Annotated in this window: 20 protein-coding genes; 3 read left to right on the forward strand and 17 right to left on the reverse strand. The window is 66.0% G+C overall.

Annotated features, from left to right (window positions below; all coding sequences use genetic code 11):
* Nucleotides 1–2: 2 nt before the first annotated feature.
* Complete coding sequence (locus tag DK847_RS15130) at nt 3–197, reverse strand: DUF1127 domain-containing protein (RefSeq protein WP_111199507.1); 195 nt, start codon at nt 195–197, stop codon at nt 3–5.
* 441 nt (nt 198–638) lie between these two features.
* Nucleotides 639–848, reverse strand: a complete 210-nt coding sequence (locus tag DK847_RS15135) for a cold-shock protein (RefSeq protein WP_111199367.1) — start codon at nt 846–848, stop codon at nt 639–641.
* A gap of 273 nt (nt 849–1,121) precedes the next feature.
* Between DK847_RS15135 and DK847_RS15140 the strand changes: the two genes are divergently transcribed.
* Nucleotides 1,122–2,627, forward strand: a complete 1,506-nt coding sequence (locus DK847_RS15140; protein ID WP_245414628.1) for a bifunctional metallophosphatase/5'-nucleotidase — start codon at nt 1,122–1,124, stop codon at nt 2,625–2,627.
* Between the two features lie 32 nt (nt 2,628–2,659).
* Nucleotides 2,660–4,441, forward strand: a complete 1,782-nt coding sequence (locus DK847_RS15145; protein ID WP_111199368.1) for an aminopeptidase P family protein — start codon at nt 2,660–2,662, stop codon at nt 4,439–4,441.
* A 56-nt stretch (nt 4,442–4,497) separates the two neighbouring features.
* Here DK847_RS15145 and DK847_RS15150 read toward each other — a convergent pair whose 3' ends face one another.
* The 7 genes from DK847_RS15150 to DK847_RS15180 form a co-directional block, all read right to left on the reverse strand.
* On the reverse strand, nt 4,498–4,800 hold the full coding sequence (locus DK847_RS15150; protein ID WP_111199369.1) for an AzlD family protein: 303 nt from the start codon (nt 4,798–4,800) through the stop codon (nt 4,498–4,500).
* Nucleotides 4,797–5,489, reverse strand: a complete 693-nt coding sequence (locus DK847_RS15155) for an AzlC family ABC transporter permease (protein ID WP_245414629.1) — start codon at nt 5,487–5,489, stop codon at nt 4,797–4,799. Before DK847_RS15155 ends, DK847_RS15150 begins: the two co-directional genes overlap by 4 nt.
* On the reverse strand, nt 5,486–7,594 hold the full coding sequence (gene ligA / locus DK847_RS15160; protein WP_111199371.1) for an NAD-dependent DNA ligase LigA: 2,109 nt from the start codon (nt 7,592–7,594) through the stop codon (nt 5,486–5,488). The genes DK847_RS15155 and ligA overlap by 4 nt, the downstream gene beginning before the upstream one ends.
* 3 nt (nt 7,595–7,597) lie before the next feature.
* The gene (gene recN, locus DK847_RS15165) at nt 7,598–9,268 is read right to left on the reverse strand and encodes a DNA repair protein RecN (RefSeq protein WP_111199509.1); all 1,671 of its coding nucleotides are present in this window, start codon (nt 9,266–9,268) and stop codon (nt 7,598–7,600) included.
* Between the two features lie 44 nt (nt 9,269–9,312).
* Entirely contained in the window at nt 9,313–10,233 is a 921-nt protein-coding gene (locus tag DK847_RS15170; protein WP_342634759.1) for an outer membrane protein assembly factor BamD, read from the reverse strand.
* 117 nt (nt 10,234–10,350) lie between these two features.
* Nucleotides 10,351–11,937 (reverse strand): cell division protein FtsZ, encoded by a 1,587-nt coding sequence (ftsZ, locus tag DK847_RS15175; protein ID WP_111199373.1) that lies wholly within the window; start codon nt 11,935–11,937, stop codon nt 10,351–10,353.
* 137 nt (nt 11,938–12,074) lie between these two features.
* Complete coding sequence (locus DK847_RS15180) at nt 12,075–13,391, reverse strand: hemolysin family protein (RefSeq protein WP_111199374.1); 1,317 nt, start codon at nt 13,389–13,391, stop codon at nt 12,075–12,077.
* 213 nt (nt 13,392–13,604) lie between these two features.
* Between DK847_RS15180 and DK847_RS15185 the strand changes: the two genes are divergently transcribed.
* A complete protein-coding gene (locus tag DK847_RS15185) occupies nt 13,605–14,006 on the forward strand; it encodes a low affinity iron permease family protein (protein WP_111199375.1) in 402 nt (133 codons plus the stop codon).
* A 4-nt stretch (nt 14,007–14,010) separates the two neighbouring features.
* Here the strand turns inward: DK847_RS15185 and ftsA are convergent, their stop codons facing one another.
* The 8 genes from ftsA to murD are packed head-to-tail and all read right to left on the reverse strand — an operon-like array spanning nt 14,011 to nt 23,139.
* Nucleotides 14,011–15,336, reverse strand: coding sequence for a cell division protein FtsA (gene ftsA / locus DK847_RS15190; RefSeq protein ID WP_111199376.1), 1,326 nt, complete (start codon nt 15,334–15,336; stop codon nt 14,011–14,013).
* Nucleotides 15,337–15,376: 40 nt separating this feature from the next.
* Nucleotides 15,377–16,228, reverse strand: coding sequence for a cell division protein FtsQ/DivIB (locus tag DK847_RS15195; protein WP_111199377.1), 852 nt, complete (start codon nt 16,226–16,228; stop codon nt 15,377–15,379).
* Nucleotides 16,225–17,157, reverse strand: coding sequence for a D-alanine--D-alanine ligase (locus tag DK847_RS15200; protein WP_111199378.1), 933 nt, complete (start codon nt 17,155–17,157; stop codon nt 16,225–16,227). Before DK847_RS15200 ends, DK847_RS15195 begins: the two co-directional genes overlap by 4 nt.
* Complete coding sequence (gene murB / locus DK847_RS15205; protein WP_111199379.1) at nt 17,154–18,083, reverse strand: UDP-N-acetylmuramate dehydrogenase; 930 nt, start codon at nt 18,081–18,083, stop codon at nt 17,154–17,156. Before murB ends, DK847_RS15200 begins: the two co-directional genes overlap by 4 nt.
* Nucleotides 18,080–19,495 carry a UDP-N-acetylmuramate--L-alanine ligase gene (murC, locus tag DK847_RS15210; RefSeq protein WP_111199380.1) on the reverse strand — a complete coding sequence of 472 codons (1,416 nt, stop codon included), beginning with the start codon at nt 19,493–19,495 and terminating at the stop codon, nt 18,080–18,082. The genes murB and murC overlap by 4 nt, the downstream gene beginning before the upstream one ends.
* Nucleotides 19,492–20,589 carry an undecaprenyldiphospho-muramoylpentapeptide beta-N-acetylglucosaminyltransferase gene (gene murG, locus DK847_RS15215; RefSeq protein ID WP_111199381.1) on the reverse strand — a complete coding sequence of 366 codons (1,098 nt, stop codon included), beginning with the start codon at nt 20,587–20,589 and terminating at the stop codon, nt 19,492–19,494. Before murG ends, murC begins: the two co-directional genes overlap by 4 nt.
* On the reverse strand, nt 20,589–21,734 hold the full coding sequence (gene ftsW / locus DK847_RS15220) for a putative lipid II flippase FtsW (RefSeq protein WP_245414630.1): 1,146 nt from the start codon (nt 21,732–21,734) through the stop codon (nt 20,589–20,591). Before ftsW ends, murG begins: the two co-directional genes overlap by 1 nt.
* Nucleotides 21,718–23,139 (reverse strand): UDP-N-acetylmuramoyl-L-alanine--D-glutamate ligase, encoded by a 1,422-nt coding sequence (gene murD, locus DK847_RS15225; protein ID WP_111199382.1) that lies wholly within the window; start codon nt 23,137–23,139, stop codon nt 21,718–21,720. The genes ftsW and murD overlap by 17 nt, the downstream gene beginning before the upstream one ends.
* Between the last annotated feature and the right edge of the window lie 2 nt (nt 23,140–23,141).

The following is a 23,141-nucleotide window of genomic DNA, read 5'->3' on the forward strand; positions in this document are numbered from 1 at the left end:
GCTCAGGCGCCCCAGACCATCTTGGAGATTTCCGAACGCTTCATGCCGATGTCGGCCAGAAGCCGGTCATCGAGCTGGGCCAGCTGGCGCTCGGCGCGGCTGCGGGCGAGATAGGTCTTGACCCGGCCGAGGAGGCCCGAGCCCATGTTGAAGCCTTCGTTGCGGACCGTCTCGCGGCCGTAGGTGATCGTCGACATCGTCATTCTCCTGCTCATCTCTCAAAATCCGGGCCGTTGGGGCCATCGGCGATTTTTCGAGGGTTCATTGTGCGTTGCACTGTTGACTGTCCATATAGAGAGCAGTTGCAGCACAAACCAGATGCAGCTTTGCGTCTCAGCCATGCACTGAATACATGGATCAAGTGTCGCGCAAGCTTCCCCGAATGCATCCCCTTACGAACGCCTTATAGAGTCGGATTACGTCGGTTTTATTGCAATTGGAGACTTAATTCGGTCCAAGAACTTAATGGCCGTTAACCAGTCTTTTTTGCACCCTCGAGTGTCGCTTTTGATCCATTTGCATGCTTCTGACGCATGGATAAATGGATGAATTATTGTGCACCGCAGCATAACCCGTCCGCAAAAATGAAAATGCCCGGCCTTGCGGCCGGGCATCTGGCGTGAAATCGGCTGGTCCGATCAGGCGGCGACGAGGTTGCCGGCCGAGGCGCGGCCCGTGCGCTTGTCCGTCACGACCTCATAGGAGACCTTCTGGCCTTCCTTCAGCGTGCGCAGGCCGGCGCGCTCAACCGCCGAGATGTGGACGAAGATGTCCTTCTGGCCATTGTCCGGCTGGATGAAGCCATAGCCCTTCTGCTCGTTGAACCACTTCACAGTACCCGTATCCATGGGTGTCTTCCTTACGTTGGGTTGTCGTCAGCCCTGACGTGGTCTCGAGAGGCACGGCAAGACAGTGGTCGAGAATTGGAGGAGTCTTGCGTGCGCGGCCCAACGGGGAAGCGAAGCGGCCAATCGTCCGGCCCAGTTATCGAGTGAGGAATATATGTCGCAGTTCATTCCCGGTTTCAAGATCAATTGCAGGTGTTTCTTTCGTCAAGCTGCTAAGGTGAGATGCTGGGCTGAACGCCGGTGATTTCTGAAAACGGATTTATGGAGCACACCATGATCATGCGCCGCACCCTCCTGACCGCTGCCCTCCTCGGCATTGCAGCTTTCACCACGCCGGCGTGGGCCGAGACGGTGAAGCTCACCTTCCTGCTCACCAACGACATCTACAACGTGGAAGATGCCGAGCGCGGCGGCTTCGCGCGGCTCAATGCGGTGGTGAAGGCAGAGCGCGCCAAGGGCGGCAACGTGATCTACGCCCATGCCGGCGACCTCATCTCGCCCTCGCTCCTGTCCGGCCTCGACCAGGGCGCACACACGATCGCGCTCACCAACCTCGTACCACCCGACATCTTCACGCCCGGCAACCACGAGTTCGACTTCGGCGAAAAGGTGTTCCGTGAACGGATGAATGAGGCAAAGTTCCCCCTCTTCGCCGCCAACCTGCGGACAAAGGACGGCGAGCCGCTCCCCGGCTTCAGGGACACCGAGATGCGCGACTTCGGCGGCCTCAAGGTCGGCTTCGTCGGCCTCACCGCGGATGACAGCCCGGTGAAATCCAGCCCCGGAGACAATCTCGTCTTTGCACCCACCTTCGAAACCGCACTGGCGCAGGCCAAGCTGCTGAAGTCCCAGGGCGCCGACCTGATCGTCGCCGTGGCCCATGCCAAGCGCGAGGTCGATCTCAAGCTCTATCAGAGCGGCGCCTTCGACCTCATCCTGTCAGGCGACGACCATGACCTCGCGCTGTTTTTCGACGGCAACACCGTCCTGGCCGAGTCGATGACGGAGGCGAATTACGTGACCGCCATCGACGTGACGGTCGATGTGAGCGACAAGGACGGCAAGCGCCGCGTCACCTGGTGGCCGGACTTCCGTGTGATCGACACCGCGACGGTGACGCCCGATCCCGGGACGCAAGCCCAGGTTGATGCCTATCGCAAGGAGCTCGATGCCGACCTCAACGTTGCCATCGGCATGACCACGGAGCCGCTCGACAGCCGCAAGGCCACCCTGCGCACCCAGGAAGCCGCCATCGGCAACCTCGTCGCCGACGCGCTGCGCGCCCAGACAGGCGCGGACGTCGCCATCATCAATGGCGGCGGGCTGCGCGGCAACAAGCAGTATCCGGCTGGCGCCCAGCTGTCGCGCCGCGACATCCTCACCGAGATGCCCTTCGGCAACCGCACGGTGAAGCTTTCCGTCACCGGCGACATGATCCGCGCCGCACTCGAAAATGGCGTGAGCGACGTCTCCAATGCCGCCGGCCGCTTCCCGCAGGTGTCGGGCCTCTCCTTCACCGCCGACCTCATGCGGCCCGTCGGCCAGCGCGTCGACAACATCATGATCGGCGGCAAGCCCCTCGACCCTGCCGCCGGCTACACCCTTGCCACCAATGACTACATGGCGGCCGGGGGCGACGGCTACGTTGCGCTGGAAGCCGGCAAACCTTTGCTCGGCGTCCGCGACGGCAAGCTGATGGCCAATGACGTGATGGCCTATATCGCCGCGCAGAAGACGGTGGCGCCGAAGGTGGAGGGCCGCATCGGCCTCAGGATGTAGACGCTGCGCGAGGCTCTTGTTAAGTCTTGGTGATGACTGACACACACAAGACTCGCGTCGCCCTGCTCCGGGCCGAACTGAAGAAGCGCAAGCTCACCGGATTCTTCGTGCCCCGCGCCGATGAGTTCCAGGGCGAATATGTGCCCGCCTATGCCGAGCGGCTGCGCTGGCTCACCAATTTCCGCGGCAGCGCCGGGATCGCCATCGTGACCTTGAAGAAGGCGGCGATCTTCGTCGACGGGCGCTATGTGATCCAGGTGCGCCAGCAGGTGGACGAGAAGATCTTCGCGCCCTTCCACCTGATCGAGGAACCGCCGGCGCAATGGATCGCCAGGAACCTCGGGAAAGGCGACCGGCTGGGCTTCGACCCGTGGCTGGTCACCGCCGAGCAGGCAAAGCGCCTCGCGGAGGCCTGCGCAGCGGTGGGGGCCTCCTTCGTGCCGGTCGAGACCAACCCCATCGATGCGGTGTGGAAAGACCAGCCGCCGCGCCCCATGGCGGAACTCGCCACCCAGCCCACGCAGTTTGCCGGGCGCACCGCAGCCGAGAAGATCAAGGACCTGCGCAAGGCCCTCACCAGTGCCGATGCCGTGGTGCTGACGCAGCCGGACTCGGTTTCATGGCTGTTCAACCTGCGCGGCTTCGACGTGCCGCACACGCCGGTCGTCGCGGCCTATGCGATCCTGCCCGCCAGGGGCAAGGCGCAGCTCTTCATCGCCAAGGGCAAGCTCACCGAGGACGTGAAGCAGCACTTGAAGGCCATCGCCACCACGCATGAGCCGAAGGAGATCGGCGCGGCGCTGAAGGCGCTGGGCAAGGCCAGTGCCCGCGTGCTGATCGACCCCGCCTGGACGCCGGAACGCATCCGCGAGCTCCTGGTGAAGGCCAAGGCGACGGTGGTGACGGGTGCCGACCCCGTGTCGCTGCCCAAGGCACGCAAGAACCAGACCGAACAGGAAGGTGCCCGCGCCGCGCAGAAGCGCGACGGTGTCGCGGTGAGCCGCTTCCTCTGCTGGCTCGAGGCGGAGGCACCCAAGGGTGGCCTCACCGAGCTCGACGTGGCCGCGAAGCTCGAGGCCTTCCGCGCCGAGACGGGCGAGTTGAAGGACCTGTCCTTCGAAACCATCCCGGCCTCCGGACCCCATGCGGCGATCCCGCACTACCACGCGACGGAGGAGTCGAACCGCAGGCTGGGAAAGAACGAAATCTTCCTCATCGACTCCGGCGCACAATACATCGACGGCACGACGGACATCACCCGCACGGTGATCGTCGGCACGCCCACGCCGGAGATGAAGGACCGCTTCACCCGCGTGCTGAAGGGCATGGTCGACCTCTCCATGGTCCGCTTCCCGAAGGGCACGACGGGCTCGCAGCTCGACGTGCTGGCACGCCGGCCCCTGTGGAGTGCCGGCCTCGACTTCGACCACGGCACGGGCCACGGCGTGGGTGCCTATCTCTCGGTGCATGAGGGCCCGGCGCGCATCAACAAGTCGGACCGCACACCGCTGGAACCCGGCATGATCCTCTCCAACGAGCCCGGCTTCTACAAGCAGGGCGACTATGGCATCCGCATCGAGAACCTCGTGATGGTGCATGAGGCAAGGCCCGTCACCGGCGGCGAACGCCCGATGCTGGGCTTCGAGACGCTGACGCTCGCCCCGATCGACCGGCGGCTGGTCGACGTGGAGCTGCTCTCCGATGCAGAACGCCAGTGGCTCAATGCCTATCACGCACGGGTGCTGAAGGAGGTGGGCGACCACCTCGAAGGCGCGGAACTTGCCTGGCTGAAGAAGGCCTGCGCGCCACTCTAGTTCCCTCGAAGCCGTCATCCCGGCGAAGGCCGGGTCCAGCTTCCTGCCATTGACGATCAGGCGGTGAGAACCATCCGCAGCAGCACCACACTCACGATGCCAATGATGATGGTCACCGTCAGCGGCAGGCGGAAGAAGGCGGCCACCGCCGTGATGGCCGCGGCGATCGACTCCGCCCAGCCCGTCGTCAGGATCACCGGTGCGATCACCGCCATCAGCACGGCGGGCGGCAGGGCATCGAGTGCCGCCTTCATGGGGCCGGAGACGTTGAAGCCGCGCAAGAGGTAGAAGCCGGAGAGCCGGGTGAGGTAGGTCGCGACTCCCATGCCGAGGATGGCGAGAACAGCACTCGTGCTCATGCCGCCTCCTCCCGCCGCCACGTGACAAAGGCATAGACCGCGCCGGCAAGGCCGCCCGCCACGATGTACCACGGGCCGTCGAAGGCCAGATGCGTGCCCGCCGCGACGGCACCGCTCGCGGCCAGCACACCCGCCGTGCTCGGCCCCTTCCAGAAACCCATGAGGATGGCGATGAACATGGCGGAAAACGCGAAGTCGAGGCCCAACGCCGAGGGATCGCCCAGCGCGCGGCCCAGCATGGCGCCCACACCTGTGCTGATCCACCAGGTGGCGGCGAGCGGCACGGTGATACCGAGGTAATAGGCAAGCGTCAGCGGCGTCTCCAGCACGCGGCGCTCGGCCAGCGCCCAGCTTTCATCGACCAGGAAATAGGCGACCAGCGGATGCCACGCGCGCGGGATCGCCTCCACATGGCGCGACAGCGAGGCCGACATCAGAACATGGCGGACATTGATGATGAGCGCGGTGAAGGTGAGGAGCAGCACCGGCACCGGGTCCTGCCACATGTCCACCGCCACGAACTGCGCGGAGCCGGCGAAGACGATGACGCTCATCATGAGGGCTTCGAGGGCCGACAGGCCCTTGGCCGCCGCAAGCGTGCCCCAGAGCAGGCCGATCGGAATGTAAGCCACCACCACCGGCGCCACCTGGGAGAGGCCGGTCAGGAAATCACGTCGCGCTGGATTCACAAGCCGCCCACCCGCTCGAACCAGGTGGCCTCGTCGATCACCTCGACGCCATGCTTCTCGGCATCCTTCAGTTTGGAGCCTGCGCCGGGGCCGGCGACGAGCAGGTCGGTCTTCTTCGACACGCTGCCCGAGACCTTGGCGCCCAGCCGCTCCGCCATGGCCTTGGCCTCCTCGCGCGTCATGCGCTCGAGGGCGCCGGTGAAGACCACCGTCTTGCCGGCAACGGGCGAGGTGGTACTGCGCGCTTCCAGCGCCGTGACGGTGACGTGCTTCAGGAGCTCGTCCACCACGTCGCGGTTATGGGGCTCACCGAAGAACTGCACCACTGCCTCGGCCACCACCTCGCCGATGCCATCGATGGCATTGAGCTCGGACCACGCCTCGCCCTCCATCCCACCCGCAGCCACCATCTGCTCGCGGAAATGTTCCGCCGTGCCATAGGCCCGCGCCAGCGCGCGCGCCGTGGTCTCGCCCACGTGGCGGATGCCGAGCGCGAAGATGAAGCGGTCGAGGCCGATGGTGCGGCGCTCGTCGATGGCGGCGAAAAGCTTCTTCACGCTCGCCTCGCCCCAGCCCTCGCGGTTCTTCAGCCGCTTCAGCTGGCCCTTGTCGCGTTCTTCCAGCGTGAACACGTCATGCGGCCAGGCGATGAGGCCGTCGGCATAGAATTCCTCGATGATCTTGTCGCCCAGCCCCTCGATGTCGAAGGCATTGCGCGAGGCGAAGTGCTTCAGACGCTCGACACGCTGCGCGGCACAGATGAGGCCCCCGGTGCAGCGGCGCACGGCATCCACCTTGCCGGAGGCCCGCTCCTCGCGCACCGCATGCGACTGGCAGACGGGGCACTGCTGCGGGAATTCGTAGGGCCTGGCATCCCGCGGGCGCTTGTCCGCAACGAAGCCCAGGATCTGCGGGATCACGTCGCCGGCGCGCTGCACGATCACCGTGTCGCCCTCGCGGATGTCCTTGCGGGCGATCTCGTCCTCGTTGTGGAGCGTCGCATTGGTGACGACGACGCCGCCGACGGTCACCGGCTTCAGCCGCGCCACGGGGGTGAGGGCACCGGTGCGGCCGACCTGGATGTCGATCTTTTCCAGCACCGTCGTCGCCTTCTCCGCGGAGAACTTGTGCGCAAGGCCCCAGCGTGGGCTGCGCGACACGAAGCCCAGACGCTGCTGCCAGTCCAGCCGGTTCACCTTGTAGACCACGCCGTCGATGTCATAGCCCAGCTCGGCGCGCTCGGACTCGATGAGGCGATACTGCGCGATCAGATCCTCGACGGAATGGCACAGCTTGGTCAGCGGATTGGTGGGCAGGCCCCAGCTCCCGAATGCCCTGATGACACCCATCTGCGTATCGGCGGGAAGCTCCGGCGCCTCGCCCCAGGCATAGGCGAAGAAGCGGAGCGGCCGCGCGGCGGTGATGGACGCATCGAGCTGGCGCAGCGAACCCGCGGCAGCGTTGCGCGGGTTGGCGAAGACCTTCTCGCCCGCCGCCGCCTGCTTCTCGTTGAGCGCCGCGAAATCCCTGTGGCTCATGTAGATCTCGCCGCGGATTTCGATCAGCTCCGGGGCCGAACCATGCAGCCGCTTCGGCACGTCGTGGATGGTCATCACGTTGGCGGTGACGTTCTCGCCCTCATAGCCATCGCCGCGCGTTGCGGCCTGCACCAGCTTGCGGTTCTCGTAGCGGAGCGAAATGGAGAGGCCGTCGATCTTCGGTTCGGCGGTGATCGCCACCTCCTCGCCCTCGGGCAGATCGAGGAAGCGGCGGATGCGGCCCACGAAGTCGCGCGCGTCCTCCTCCGAGAAACCGTTGGAGAGCGACAGCATGGGCACCACATGCCGAACCTTGCCGAATTTCTCCGCGGGGCCGGAGCCGACGCGCCGCGAGGGAGAGTCGTCGCGGATCAACTCCGGAAACCGCGCCTCGATCGCCTCGTTGCGCTGGCGCAGCGCGTCATAATCGGCGTCCGAGATGAGCGGCGCATCCTGCTCGTGGTAGGCGCGGTCATGCTTGGCGATCTCGGCGGCAAGGGCCGCCAACTCGGCCGAGGCCTCGAGGAGGGTCAGGTCCTCGACGGGGGTTTGCGTCGTCTTCGCCATGGCTTATCCCTTGGCCCCCAGCAGCTCGTCGGCCTGGGCGCGCGCGGCCTCCGTCACCTTGGCGCCGGAGAGCATGCGCGCCACCTCCTCGCGGCGGCTCTTGTCGGAGAGCGGCTGCACGCGCGTCACCATGCGCTTCGAGGCGACCTCTTCCATCTTGGATATCAGCATGTGCTGCGAGGCGCGCGCAGCCACCTGCGGGCTGTGCGTGACGGCCAGCACCTGCAGGTTTTCCGCCAGCCGTGCCAGCCGCGCGCCGATGGCATCGGCCACGGCGCCGCCGACGCCTGTGTCGATCTCGTCGAAGATCAGCGTGGGTGCGGAGCCCTTGGAGGCAAGGATGACCTTCAGCGCCAGCATGAAGCGTGCAAGCTCGCCGCCGGAGGCGACCTTCATCAGCGGCGCCAGCGGTGTTCCCGGGTTGGCCGCGACCATGAACTCGATGCGGTCGATGCCCTGAGGACCGGGCTTGCCTGCATCGGTCTCGATCGCGGTCTCGAAGCGGGCACGTTCGAGTTTCAGCGGCGGCAGTTCTGCCATCACCGCCTTGTCGAGGGACTTGGCCGTCTTGCGGCGCTTGTTCGACAGCTTCTCCGCCGCCGCATCATAGGCCTCGCGCGCCGCGCGGAATTCCTGCTCGAGTTTCCTCAGCCGCCCGCCGCCATCGGTCAGTGCCTTCAATTCATCATCGAAGCGCTCGCGCACATCCGCCAGTGTATCGACCGTGCATTTGAACTTGCGCGCCGCGGCCCTCAGCGCGAAGAGCCGCTCCTCGGATTTCTCCAGCTCCTTGGGATCGAAAACGAAGGAGCGTTGCGCCTCGGCGATGGCGCGCTCGGCCTCCGACACCTCGGCCAGCACGCGATCCAGCGCCTGGCAGACATGGTCGAGCCGGCCGCCCGCCGTCTCGCGGCGACGCTCCAGCTTGCGCAAGGCCGCGTTGAGGCGGGCCACCGAGGTGCCGTCGCCTGCAAGCGCCTCCTCGGCATCGGTCAGCGCCTCGGCATATTGTTCGGCCGACATCATCATCTGGCGGGCCTCGGCCAGCAGCGCTTCCTCGCCGGGGATCGGGTTCAGCGCCCTGAGCTCCTCGGCTGCATGTTCGAGATAGTCGCGCTCGGCCTCCGCACGGTCCATCAGCGCGCGATGCTCGTTCAGCGCCTCCTCGGCGGCGGATGAACGCGCCCAGAGGGCGGCGACCTCGCTCACTTCGGCCTCATGCCCGCCGAAGGCATCGAGCAGGCGGCGGTGCGCGGTAACGTCGACCAGTGCCCGGTCGGCATGCTGGCCGTGAATCTCGGCGAGCGCGCCGGCAATCTGGCGCAGCAGGTTGAGGCTCACCGGCTGGTCGTTGATGGCAGCACGGCTCGGCCCATCGGCATTCTGGATGCGGCGGATGACCAATTCGCCATCGGCATCCACCCCCTGCTCCTTCAGGATCGCGAAGGCGGGATGATTGCGCGGCAGTGCGAAGGCAGCGGTGACCACACCGCGCTCCGCACCGGCGCGCACCAGGGACGAGTCACCGCGGGCCCCGAGTGCAAGGCCCAGCGCATCGAGCAGGATCGATTTGCCGGCGCCGGTTTCGCCGGTGAGCACGGTCAGCCCCTTGTCGAGCGCGACGTCGAGCTTCTCGATCAGGACGATGTCACGAATGGAGAGAGCGGTCAGCATGGCCCGCATTTATAGCGGAGTCGCGGGCCTCCGCGACAGGTGAATTAGAGCGGATTCACCGCGTCGAAGGCCTTGGAGATCCAGGATTCCTTGTTGGCTTCCGGCGACAGGCCGTCATTCGACACCAGTTGATAGGCATCCCTGTACCACTCGGACTGCGGGTAGTTGGTGCCGAGCACCGCGGCTGCCGTCTGCGCCTCGGAGACGACGCCGAGCGCCATGTAGCCTTCCGTCAACCGGTACAGCGCCTCGGGCGTCTGGCTGGTGTTGCGGAAGTCGGTGACGACCTTCTTGAACCGGTTGATGCCGGCAAGATAAGCGCCCTGGCGATAGTAGTAGCGGCCGACTTCCATCTCCTTGCCCGCCAGGTGATCGCGCGCCACCAGCACCTTGGCGGCGGCATCCTGCGCATAGGCCGTGCCGGGGAAGCGCTGCGACACCTCCTCGAGCGCGGCGAGCGCCTTGAGGGTGGAGGACTGGTCATGCCGGGTATTGCCGATCTGGTCATAGTTGCAGACGGCGACGAGGTAATAGGCATAGCCCACATCCTTGCCGCCGGGATGCAGCGTGATGTAGCGGTTGGCGGCGTTGACGGCGTCATCCCACTTGCCGAGCCTGTAGCCGATATAGGCCTGCATCAGGATGGCCTGGGTGGCATAGCTGGAGTAGGGATATTGCCGCTCCACCTCGCCGAACTGCTTCATGGCAGACTTCAGGGAATTGCTGTTCAGTTCCGCAAGCGCCTCGTTGTAGAGCTTGGCCACCGCCGCGGTTTCCTGTGCCGACGCCATGTCCGGGGCCACCGCGGTTCCCGCAGTGCCTGCAGCCGATGCAGCGGGTGTATCGTCACCCCAGATTCCATCCATGATGTTCGTGGCACAGCCGGACAGCAGAACGGCAACCAGTGCCGCCGCAATGCCTTGCGAAACCCGTCTCGTCACCTGCACCGAAAACCCCACCTGCACCCGCAAACCGTGTCATAAACCGGTGGCGCGCCGAACGCCAAGCCGAGTTGCGTTAGATGCGCCAAACCCGGCGGAAGTGTGACCCGCCGGGCTTGGGCTAATTCCCTGCTACTTCAATCAGTTGGCCTGGCGGCGCAGGAAGGCCGGAATTTCCAGCTGATCATCGTCGAGGTGCTGCTCGTGATGGTGCGCCTGGGGGGCCGGCGCATGGGCGCGGGGCTGCATCGCCGGGCGCTGCGGCGCCGCCTGCATGGCAATCGACGGCTCGCGCTGGGCAGGTGCCGCCGGCGGGTCGTCCTTGCGGCCGAGCCCCACCGAGGCGAGGCGCTGGAACAGGCCGGGCTTCTTCTTCTCGGCCTGGTTGGCAATGGTTTCGATGCGCGTCTGCTGCGCCTCGATCTGCTTCTTCACCTGCGGCGGGAAATCATCGATGGCGGGCATGCGGACCCGCGTCGCCGCCGGCGCGGGCGAACGCTCAGGAATGACGGCGGCCGGCAGCGGCGGAGCAGCCTCGGCAACCTCTTCCTCGTGGCGCGCGTGAACCGGTGCGGGCGCGGGCTGCGGGGCGGGCGCAGGAACGCGGGCAGGCACCACCGGCGCAGGGGCGGCGGCAACAGGTGCGGGCGCAACCGGTGCAATCGGCTTTTTCGGCGCAGCGGCCTGCTTGCCGGTCCAGCCGAAAACCGAGGGCTTTTCGGCCTCTTCCTCGACAGGCGCCGGCTTGCCGCCCTTCAGCGCTTCGGCGGCAAGGCCTGTGGCGACCACCGAGACGCGCATGATGCCCTCGAGCGATTCATCGAAGGTGGCGCCGAGGATGATGTTGGCTTCGGGGTCCACTTCCTCGCGGATGCGGGTGGCGGCTTCGTCGACCTCGTAAAGGGTCAGGTCCGGGCCGCCGGTGATCGAGATCAGCAGGCCGCGGGCGCCGCGCATCGACACGTCGTCGAGCAGCGGGTTGGAGATGGCGGCCTCGGCCGCCTCGATGGCGCGCTTGTCGCCCGAGGCTTCGCCGGTGCCCATCATGGCGCGGCCCATCTCGCTCATGATCGCCCGGACGTCGGCGAAGTCGAGGTTGATCAGGCCTTCCTTGGTCATCAGCTCGGTGATCGAGGCCACACCGGAATAGAGCACCTGGTCGGCCATTGCGAAGGCCGCCGCGAAGGTGGTCTTCTCGTTGGCGACGCGGAACAGGTTCTGGTTGGGGATCACGATCAGCGTGTCGACGTGCTTGGCCAGCTGCTCGATGCCGCGCTCGGCCGTCTGCTGGCGGCGCACACCCTCGAACTGGAACGGCTTGGTCACGACGCCGACCGTCAGGATGCCCTGCTCCTTCGCCGCCCGGGCGATGACGGGGGCCGCACCGGTGCCGGTGCCGCCGCCCATGCCGGCGGTGATGAAGGCCATGTGGGCGCCCGCGAGATGGTCGAGGATTTCGGGCAACGCCTCCTCGGCGGCGGCGGCACCGATCTGCGGCTGGGAGCCGGCGCCCAAACCCTGCGTCAGGGCCGTACCCATTTGAATGCGGCGCTGCGCGGCGTTCTGCATCAGCGCCTGCGCATCGGTGTTGGCCACCACGAACTCGACCCCCTCGAGCCGGCTCTCGATCATGTTGTTGACGGCATTGCCGCCCGCGCCGCCGACGCCGAAAACGGCAATGCGTGGCTTGAGATCGGAGAGGTTGGGAACGGTTAGGTTGATGGTCATTTTGCGTGGCGCCCGGAATTGATTTGCCCGCTTACCTATTTCTTACCAAATTCATAACAAATGGTTAACGCGCGCTAACCATTGGCCTTTCCGACCCCAAAATATGCCCGGAATTGGGCCTTTGCGGTAACGCGCGGTTAGGCTGTGCCGGCCCTGCGCGCCGGCCGATGTGTATCGCTGGCGCGGCTTGCCAGAACCTTGTCGACCCGGCGGCCGTCGAGGTCGACAACCTCGAATCGCCAGTTGCCGAGCTTCACCACCTGCCCGAGCGACGGCAGGTGCTTGAAAGCGTCGATGACGAGGCCCGCCACAGTCTCGTAGCGGCGCTTGGGCGGCAGCGGGAAGCCGAGCAATTCCGCCATCTCGTCCACCGCCATGTCGCCGGGCAGGAGCCACGAGCCATCGTCGCGCTGCACCGCGCGGTCGTCCCCCTCGCCCACCGGCTCCAGGCTGCCGGCGATGGCGCTCAGCAGGTCGGCGGCGGTGACGAGGCCCAGGGTGCGGCCATATTCGTCCTGCACGAAGGCGACATGGATGGAGGAACCGCGGAACAGTTCCATGGCCTCAAGTGCCGGCATTGATTCAGGAATTACCGGCACCTTCTGGACGAGCCGGTCGATTTCCAGCTTGCGCCGCTCGAGCAGCGCGTCCGCCACGTCCTTGATGACCACGATGCCGATCACCTCCTCCGGATCCTCGCCATGCACCGGGATGCGTGAGTGCGGGGTGGCGATGATCTTCTTGCGCAGGTCGGGCAGGTCGTCATCGATGCCGATCATGTCGATGTCGGTCATCGGCGTCATCAGCGCCCGCACCGGCCGGTCGCCCAGCCGCATCACGCCGGCGATCATGTCGCGCTCGCCGCTTTCGATGACGCCAGCCGATTCCGCCTCGGCGATCAGCGACTTGATTTCCTCGTCGGTGACGCCCGCCTCACTCGATTCCTTGAGCCCCAGAAGGCGGATCAGCAACCGCCCGGAGCCGTCGAGCAGCCAGACGAAGGGGCCAGCGATGCGCGACAGCAGGTCCATCGGATAGGCGACCCGGCAGGCAATTGCCTCCGGGTTCTTGAGCGCCAGCTGCTTTGGAACAAGTTCTCCAATAATAACAGATATATAGGTTATAATCGTAACAACCAGGGTGAAGCCGACTGGCCCGGCATAATTGTGCGGAACGCCGAGGCTTTCCAGTAGGCTCGACAGCCGGTCGCCCAGGGCTGCCCCGGAAAATGCGCCAGCCAGGATGCCGACGAGGCTGATGCCGACCTGCACCGTCGACAGGAAGCGGCCCGGGTTCTCGGACAGCTCGAGCGCCGCGCGCGCGCCTTTGACGCCCCGGTCACGCATCGCCTTCAGGCGGCCCGCACGGGACGAGACGATGGCCAGCTCCGACATGGCGAGTAGGCCATTCAGCGCCACGAGGGCAAGGACCAGGAGTATTTCAAGCGCAAGCATTGGGGCCTTGCATATAGGGCCAAGCGCCAGCCCATGCAAATTGGTGCGCCAGCCTGACGTTTGCCGCCCGCCATCCGGCATCGGGCAGCCCTGGTGGGCCCAGGAAGGCTCCGCCGGACGTCCACTGTGAAACTTCCGGCGCAGGCGTGGATTGTGGCTGTGCGGCCCGCCACCCCAGGGCGGCGCAGTTCCATGCCGTGAAGGAGCGATGCAATGGAAAGACATTTCACGCGCTTTGCCAGCGCCATGGCCCACTGGGCGGGGAGCCCGGCGGCCTTCATCGCGGCCGTGATCCTCATCCTGCTTTGGGCCGTCTCCGGCCCCTTCTTCGGTTATTCGGAGACCTGGCAGCTGGTGATCAATACCGGCACCACCATCGTGACATTCCTGATGGTGTTCCTCATCCAGAATACCCAGAACCGCGACGGCGCCGCGCTGCAGACCAAGCTCGACGAGCTGATCCGCTCCTCCAACGCCGAGGACATGTTCATGGGTATCGAGAAGCTGACCGACAAGGAACTCGAGGAACTGCACAGGCGCTGCGAGCAATCAGCCCGGCACAACGAGGCATTGCTCGAGCGCACGCGGTCCGAGCGCCGCAAGCGCGGTGCCTGAGCAATCAGAAGCTCTCGACGATCCAGCGGCCGACGCGGGTGACGTAATTCTGCTGGGCGCGCTCCACCTGCTTGGCCTTGTGCTTCGGCAACTCGTAGTGGACGTCGGGTTTCAGCGCATAGTTGAGCAGGCCGGCGCAGACCGAGAAGGCCGGAGCGTGCGCGCTTTCAGGCATGCCCTGCACATGGGCGGGCACGCCGAGCCGCACCTGTCGGCCGGTCCAGTGGCTGGCCACCTCCTGCACGCCGTTGAGCTGGCTGGCGCCACCGGTGATCACCATGCGGCAGCCACCGTAATGCGCGTGGCCCGAGCCATCCAGCCGGTTGCGCAGCATCTCGAAGGTTTCCTCCAGCCGCGGCCGGATGATGCCGGTGAGCATCGACTTCGGCACCTGCTGCACCGTGTCCACCCCGCGCTCGCCGAGGAGCGGCACGGAGATCATCTCGCGCTCGTCGACACTGCTGGAAATTGCCGAGCCCCACAGCGTCTTCATGCGCTCGGCATGGGCGATGGTGGTGGAAAGGCCCCGGGCGATGTCGTTGGTGATGTGCTGGCCACCGATCGGCAGCACGTCGGCCATCACCAGGTGGTTTTCGTGGAACACCGCGAAGGACGTGGTGGACCCGCCCATGTCGACGACGGTGACACCCAGCGATCGCTCGTCATCCGCCAGCACGGCGCGCGCCGCCGCATAGGGTGCGATCACGAAGCCAGCCACCGAAAGATGGGCGCGCTCCACCGCCATGACGAGGTTCTTGAGGTGGGGCGCCTCGACGGTGACGACGCTCAGGTCCAGCGCCAGGTTGTCGCCGAAGAGGCCCGTCGGATCCTTGATGCCGCTGGCATCGTCGAGGTGATACTGCAGCGGCGTGATGTGCATGATGGAGCGGCGGCCGGGATCGACCTGGTCGAGGGCGGCGTCGAGGGCGCGATCCATGTCGCGCTGCACCACCTGCCCTGCCTGTGTCGGCACCGAGCCGATGTGGCGCTGCGACTGCGGGCGGCCGCCCGAGACGTTGACATAGACTTCGCTGATGGTGCGCTGGGCCATGCGCTCGGCCGCGTCCACGGTAAGGCGAATGGCGCGCTCGGCATCATCCATGTTGACGATCGAACCGCCGCGGATACCGCGTGACAGCTGGTAGCCGGTGCCGAGCACCTTGAGCGTGTGCCGGTCGTCCGACTCCGACGTTCGATGCTTGGCGGGAATGGCCTCGGCGATGAGGCAGCTGATCTTGGTCGAGCCGATGTCGAGCGCGGCAACGAGCCCACCCTTGGGGGCCACCGTGCCCCTCGTCGTGCCCTTGCCCTGGAACTGAACCACCGTCATCTACGCCAACCCCTCGGAACTCACGTCTGCCCGGCCGGCACTAGTTGGTTCCGGCTACCGTCTTCTTGTCTGCGGCCTTCATGTCGGCTGCGGCGATTTCCGCCACTTCCACCGTCACCCGGCCAGGAAGCCTAAGGTCCAGCGAGCGGATGCCGCGCGCCAGGATCTTCTGCGTCTTGTTCAGCTGGTCCGCCATGGCGATTGCCTGCTGCCAGTCCCTTTCCGGCAACTGCACCGTGATGCCGTTGTCGAGATAGAGGGTCCAGCGCCGGCTGCCGACACGGGCCGCTGCCTTCACCTGCAACATTATGTCGGGATAGGCTGAAAGTTGGTTAATGAGTTCCGCAGCGGCGACGTTCGCCCCTTCGCCGGTCACCAGCGGCAGGCGCACCATCTGCGAGGCCTCGAGTCCGCTCATCGCGGCCCCCGCCTTGTCGATCACGTAATAGGCCGTGCCCCGCTGCCAGATGGCGAAGGGCTCGCGCTCCTTCACCTCGACCACGAGCTGGTTGGGAAACAGCCGCTGTACCTTGGCCGACTGTACCCAGTCGAGGTTCTGCAGGATGTTGCGGGCCTGCACCGCATCGAAGCCCATCAGCGAGCCGCCGGGTTCGACGCCGATCGCCGACAAGAGCTGCTCCGGCTCGTGGTGTTCGAGGCCGGTGATGGTGATCTCCTGCGCCGCCATGCCCACGATGCCCGCCGCCTTGCCAGGGAGCTGCATCCACGGGCTGCCCTCGTAGTCGAGGTAACCACCCTGGGCGAGCCCGGACATGATGGCGCCGCCCAGCAGCAGCAGCGCCGAGGCGCGCGCCAGGAAGCGCACCTTCAGGCTGTTGCCCTGGTCGAGCCAGGACGGGCTGCGGCGTTCATAGACCGCGAAGTCGTTCATCTGTCCACCGACGCGTCGTTCACCATCCAGGTGACGAGCTCCTCGTAACTCTGGCCGGCATGGGCGGCGAGTTCGGGCACCAGCGAGGTGCCCGTCATGCCGGGCTGGGTATTCACTTCGAGGACGATCAGGTCGCCCGTCTTGTCGTCATAGCGGAAGTCGGTGCGCGAGACGCCGCGGCAGCCCAATGCATTGTGCGCCGCCAGCGCGTAGTCCTGGCACTTCCTGTAAACGTCTGCCGGGATCTGGGCGGGCAAAATATGCTGCGAGCCGCCGGGCGCATATTTGGCCTCATAGTCATACCAGCCCGAGCCCTTCGACACGATGTCGATGACACCCAGCGCCTTGTCGCCGATCACCGCGCAGGTGAGCTCGCGGCCGGGCACGAAGCGCTCGACCATGGCATGGCTGCCGAAGATGGCGCGTTCGGCCAGCACCGCCGTCACCGGCGTGTTGGCCCCTGCGTGCACAATGTGGACGCCGACGCTGGAGCCTTCCGCCACGGGCTTCACCACGTAAGGCGGCTTCATCGGATGGGATGTTGCCACGTCTTCGAGTGGCACCAGCATGCTCTCCGCCACCGGCACGCCGGCGGCACGGAACACGATCTTGGACTTCTCCTTGTGCATGGCGAGTGACGAGGCCAGCACGCCGGAATGCGTATAGGGAATCTGCAGCGTCTCGAGGATCGCGGCACAGCAGCCGTCCTCGCCCCACTTGCCATGCAGCGCGTTGAAGGCCACGTCGGGCTTCACCCGCTGGAGATCCGCCACGATGGTCTCGCGCTTGACGTCGATGGGCACGACCTTGAATCCCGCGCGCTCCAGCGCGGCGGTGCAGGCCTTGCCGGAGCTGAGGCTCACCTCACGCTCGGCCGACCAGCCCCCCAGAAGCACGGCGACCGTCGTGCTGGACGGCACGCGGCTCATGCCGCACCTTCAGTCTTGAGGCCGATGCGCTTGATCTCCCAGTCGAGTTCGATGCCCGACGTGGCCTTGACCCTGGCGCGCACCGTCTCTCCCAGCTCCTCGATCTGCGCGGCGGTCGCCCCGCCCTCATTGATCAGGAAGTTGCAGTGAAGTTCGGACACCTTGGCGGGGCCCACGGCGAAGCCGCGCATGCCGGCCTTGTCGATCAGCTGCCAGGACTTGTTGCCGGGCGGGTTCTTGAAGGTGGAGCCGCCGGTGCGGCTCTTGATCGGCTGGGTGGCCTCGCGGCTCTCGGTGATCTTGTCCATTGCGGCGGAGATTTCTGCGGGATCGCCCGCCCGGCCCTGGAACAGCGCCTGCGTGAAGACGAGGTCTTCGGCCGCGCCGCAGTGGCGATAGGTGTATTTCATGTCCGCATTCGAAAGCACGTGAATGGCCCCTGACCGGTCGACTGCGCGCGCCTCGATCAGAATGTCCTTGGTCTCGCCCCCATAGGCCCCGGCATTCATGCGCAACGCACCGCCGATCGTGCCCGGTATACCTCTCAGAAAGGTTAACGAGTCGATACTTTTCTCCAGCGCGAACCGCGCCACGCGCACGTCCAGCGACGCCGTCCCCGCCCTGACGCGATGGCCCGGCTCTTCCGTGATCTCGGCAAAGCCCTTGCCAAGCCTGATGACCACACCCGGCACCCCGCCATCGCGCACAAGGAGGTTGGAGCCGACGCCGATCACATAGACCGGCACGTCCTTCGGCGTGCCCTTCAGGAACGCCGCGAGGTCTGCTTCATCCGCCGGGGTGAACAGCACTTCGGCCGGTCCTCCGGCGCGAAACCAGGTGAGGTCGGCAAGCGGCGCATTGGCTTCGAGGCGGCCCCTCACCTGCGGCAGGCGCTTCAGCAGCGCGTCCCCGTCGAGCTTCGTCATGACTGCGCCTTGTCGAAAGCCTCGAGCTGGCCCGGCAGCGCATAGGCCCATTGGGTGATGGTGCCCGCACCGAGACACATGACGATGTCGCCGGGCTTCGCCATCCCGCGCACCAGCGGCGCCAGCTGCTCCGGCTTGTCGATCGTGTGCACCGAGCGGTGCCCGCGCGACTTGAGGCCTTCGGCAAGGGAGGTGTGCGAGGCACCCTCGATCGGCTGCTCGCCCGCCGCATAGACGGGAGCCACCACCACGCTGTCAGCGTCGTTGAAGCAGGTGCAGAACTCGCTGAACAACGAAGAGAGGCGCGTGTAGCGGTGCGGCTGCATCACCGCGATCACCTTGCCCTTGGCCACCCCGCGTGCCGCCTTCAGCACGGCCGCGATCTCCACCGGGTGGTGGCCGTAATCGTCGAACACGGTGATGCCATTGTGCTCGCCCGTGCGGGTGAAGCGGCGCTTGACACCGGAGAAGCTCTTGAAGCCCTTGCGGATGTTGTCATCCGAAATGCCCAGTTCCTTGGCCACGGCCAGCGCCGCGGTGGAGTTCAGCGCATTGTGGTCGCCGGGAATGGCGAGGCTCAGGTCGTCGATGTCATGGGTTGCACCCGTGCGGCGATTGGTGAGGCGCACAGAGAAGCGCGTCTCGCCATCCTCGTAGCGCACGTCCTTCAGCCGCACGTCGGCCTGGGGGCTCCGGCCATAGGTGATGACGCGGCGGTCCCTCACCTTGCCGATCATCTCCTGCACCACCGGGTGGTCGATGCACATCACCGCGAAGCCATAGAAGGGAATGTTCTCGACGAAGGCGAGGAAGGCTTCCTTGGCCTTGTCGAAGGTGCCGTAATGGTCGAGATGCTCCGGATCGATGTTGGTGACGATCACGATGTCGGCGGGGAGCTTGACGAAGGTGCCGTCGGACTCATCCGACTCCACCACCATCCAGTCGCCCTTGCCGAGCCGAGCGTTCGTGCCATAGGCATTGATGATGCCGCCATTGATGACGGTGGGATCGAGATTGCCGGCATCGAGCAGTGCGGCGACGAGCGAGGTGGTCGTCGTCTTGCCATGGGTGCCGCCGACGGCCACGCAGGACTTGAAGCGCATCAGCTCGGCCAGCATCTCGGCCCGGCGCACGATGGGCAGATAGCGGTTGCGCGCCTCGACGAGCTCCGGATTGTCCTCCTTCACCGCGGAGGACACGACGACAACCTGGGCCTCGCCGATGTTTTCCGCCTTGTGGCCGACATGGACGTCGATGCCGTTCTTCCTGAGCCGCGCGACATTGTAATTGTCGGTGAGGTCCGAGCCCTGCACCTTGTAGCCCAGCGTCGCCATGACCTCGGCGATGCCGCTCATGCCGATGCCGCCGATGCCGATGAAGTGGATGGGGCCGACATTGCCCGGGAGTTTCATGGATAGTGTCCCTTGCCGAGTTTCTCGGCGAGATCGGCAAGGCGCTGGGCTGCATCGGGTTTCCCGTGCTTCAGCGCCGCCGCCGCCGCCTGTTGAAGTTGGCCCTGTTGAGAGCGGAGTGATGTCAGAAATTGGGCAAAGCCCGTGGGCTCCAGCGTTGCCTGTGGATGAACCCAGCCGGCCCCCGCCTGCGCGAAGCTTTCGGCATTGCGCAGCTGGTCATTGTCCAGTGCATGCGGCAGCGGCACCATCACCGCCGGCCGGCCGATGACGCCCAGCTCGGCAATTGTCGAGGCGCCGGACCGGCAGACCACGAGATGCGCGTCCGCAATGCGCCGGGGCATGTCCATGAAGAAGGGATTGAGCTCGCAGTCGAGCCCCAGCGCCTCGTAGGCGGCGGAAACCGCCGCCATGTTCTCCGCCCGCACCTGCTGGGTGAGCCTGATGCCCTTGCGCTGATCGGGCGTCATCGCGTTGAACACCTTCGGCATGAACTCGCCGAAGAACTGCGCGCCCTGGCTGCCGCCGAAGACGAGCAGGTTGAAGGTGTCGAAACCCGGATAGGGAGCACCCATCTCCTTCAGCGCAATGTCGCGCACCGGATTGCCGGTAAAGGTGAGCTTCGATTTCGCCTCCGGCGGAAGTCCCATCAGCGTCGGGAAGGAGGACGCCACTGCATCGGCCCATTTTGCCAGCACGCGGTTGGCGCGGCCCATCACCGCATTCTGGTCATGGACGCAGGAGGGAATCCTGAGCCGTGCTGCCGCCATGATCGGCGGGAAGGACGGATAGCCGCCGAAGCCGATCACGGCCAGCGGCTTCACGCGCGTGAGGACCGAACGCGCCGCGCGATAGCCGGAGTAGAGCCTGAGCACACGGCTCGGTACCAGCCACGGCTTCGAGAGCGAGAGCGTGGCCGATGGCACGATGTGCGTCTCGGTGCCAGGGAAGGACTTGCCATAGTCGCGCACCCGCTCGTCCGTCATCAGGTGAATCGTGTAGCCGCGGCGGATCAGCTCCTCCGCCAGCGCCTGGGCGGGGAAGAGATGCCCGCCGGTGCCGCCAGCCGCGAGGACGAAGGTTCCCTTGCTCATCAGGCGTAGGACACGTTGAGCTCAGGAACGCTCGAGCGACCGCCGAAGCGCTTGCGCCCCAGCGCCAGCACGAGGCCCATGCCGAAGGCCATGCCGAGGAGCGAGGAGCCGCCATAGGAGATGAAGGGCAGCGTCATGCCCTTGGCGGGCAGCAGCGCCACGTTCACGCCCATGTTGATCACCGCCTGGAAGCCGAAGATCAGCCCGAGGCCCGAGAGGGCAAGGGCCGCGAAGGGATCCGGCTCCTGCTTGGCACGCACCAGGATCTTCAGCACCACGAAGGCGAAGAGCGACATGAGCAGGATGCAGGCGATGAGGCCGAATTCCTCGCCCACCACCGCGAAGGTGAAGTCGGTGTGGGCGTCGGGCAGAACGAGCTTCGCCTCGCCGCCGCCGGGTCCCGTGCCCATCAGGCCTCCATTCTTGAAGGCCTGCATGGCGGTGTCGACCTGGAAGGTGTCGCCCTTGTCCGGGCTCATGAAGCGGTCGATGCGCGAGCGCACGTGGTCGACCAGCTCATAGGCGGCGAAGACGCCGACGACGCCGAGTGCGCCGAGGCCCAGCACGGTGAACCACGAGATGCCATAGATCAGCAGCATCGAACCGAAGGTGAGGATGACGAGGGCCGTCTGCCCGAAGTCCGGCTGGATGATGAGCAGGCCGATGAAGGCCACCGCGAAGAGCAGCGCGATCACCTGCCCTGGCATTTCCGGCCGCCGCGTATGCTCGGCGAGGAACCAGGCCGCGACGATGACGAAGGCGGGCTTGGCGAATTCCGAGGGCTGCAGGTTGATGGGACCGATGTTGATCCAGCGATGCGCACCCTTGATCTCCGGCCCGAAGAACAGTGCGGCCACCATCAGGCCGAGGGCACCGAAGAACACCAGCAGGCCCGCCCGGCGCGCATAGCGCGGCGGGAAGAAGGAAAGCGTCACCAGCACCGGCACCGCGAGGGTGAGATAGAAGAGCTGGCTCTTGATGAAGTGGAAGGTATCCGCCCCGATGCGCTCGGCAACCGGCGGGCTCGCCGCCATGGAGACGAGCACGCCCGATGCCATGAGGAGAAGCACGGCGAACATCAGGCCGCGGTCCACCGTGAACCACCAGCGCGCGAGCAGGCCGCGGTCGCTACGTCCGAGCAGCATGGGCATCTCCTGGAATGGTCATCTCGACACCGGGAAGCAGGGACACGGCCTTGACGAAGGCATCTCCCCGCACCTCGAAATTGGGATACTGGTCGAAGCTCGCGCAGGCGGGTGACAGCAGCACCACCGCGCCGGGCTTGCCATCCTCCTGCGCATCGCGCAGTGCGGCAGCGACCGCCTTCTCCAGCGTGCCGCAATCCGCATGCGGAATGGCTGAGCCAATGGTCGCGGCGAAGTCCCTTGCCGCCTGCCCGATCAGATAGGCCCGCGCCACATTGCCGAAGAGCGGCGTCAATGGTTCGATGCCACCCGCCTTGGCGATGCCGCCGGCGATCCAGTAGATGTTGGTGAAGGACGAGAGCGCCTTCTCCGCCGCATCGGCATTGGTGGCCTTGGAGTCGTTGATGAAGGGAATGGCTCCCACCCGCGCCACCTGCTGCATGCGGTGTGCAAGGCCGGGAAAGCTCGTCATCGCAGCGGCCATGGCCCTGGCGTCGACACCCAGCGCCGTCGCCGCGCCATAGGCCATGCAGGCATTCTGCCAGTTGTGCCGCCCCTTCAGCGCCGGCATGGCGCGGAGGTCGATTTCGGCCTTCACCACACCCGCACGCTTGTCGCGCAGCACGCCGTCATGCGCGGTGATGCCGTCGTCCAGATCCTTCACCACTGACACGCGCCTGACATCGGCACCCGTGACCACCACCTGCTCGGCGATTGCCGCGCACCAGTCGTCGTCGACGCCACAGAGTGCCGTGTCGCCCTTGTGCTGGCTGGCGAACATGCGCGCTTTCACCGCGGCATAATTCTCCATGCTGCCATGGCGGTCGAGATGGTCCGGCGTGATGTTGGTGAGGATGCCGACCTCGGGGTCGAGCCGCGGCATCAGGTCGATCTGGAAGGAGGAGAGTTCGAGCACATAGACGCGGCCCTTCACCGGCTGGCGCAGCAGGAACACCGCCTTGCCGATATTGCCGCCCACCTCGACGTCGAGCCCCGCCTGGCTCAGTACATGGCCCGTCAGCGCGGTCGTGGTCGATTTGCCGTTGGTGCCGGTGATGGCGACGATGCGCGCGCCTGCCGCATCAGCCTCGCGCGCGAAGATTTCCGTGTCGCCGATCACCTCGATCCCGGCATGGCGCGCCTTCAGCACGGTCCAGTGCGGCTCGGGGTGGGTGAGCGGCACGCCCGGGCTCAGCACCAGCGCATCGAGCGTCGCGAAGTCGAGCTGGTGCAGGTTGCTGATCGGCAGGCCCGCGGCCCGGGCCTTCTCGACGGCGGGTGCTGAATCATCCCAGCCATGCACGGTGGCCCCGCCCAGCTGCAGCGCCTCGATCGTCGCAGTGCCGGAGCGCGCGAGGCCGAAGACGGCGACGGACTTGCCCTTGAATGTGGTGGCTGGGAACAAGG

Origin of the sequence: Aestuariivirga litoralis, from assembly GCF_003234965.1 — a bacterium.
GTDB classification, from domain to species: domain Bacteria; phylum Pseudomonadota; class Alphaproteobacteria; order Rhizobiales; family Aestuariivirgaceae; genus Aestuariivirga; species Aestuariivirga litoralis.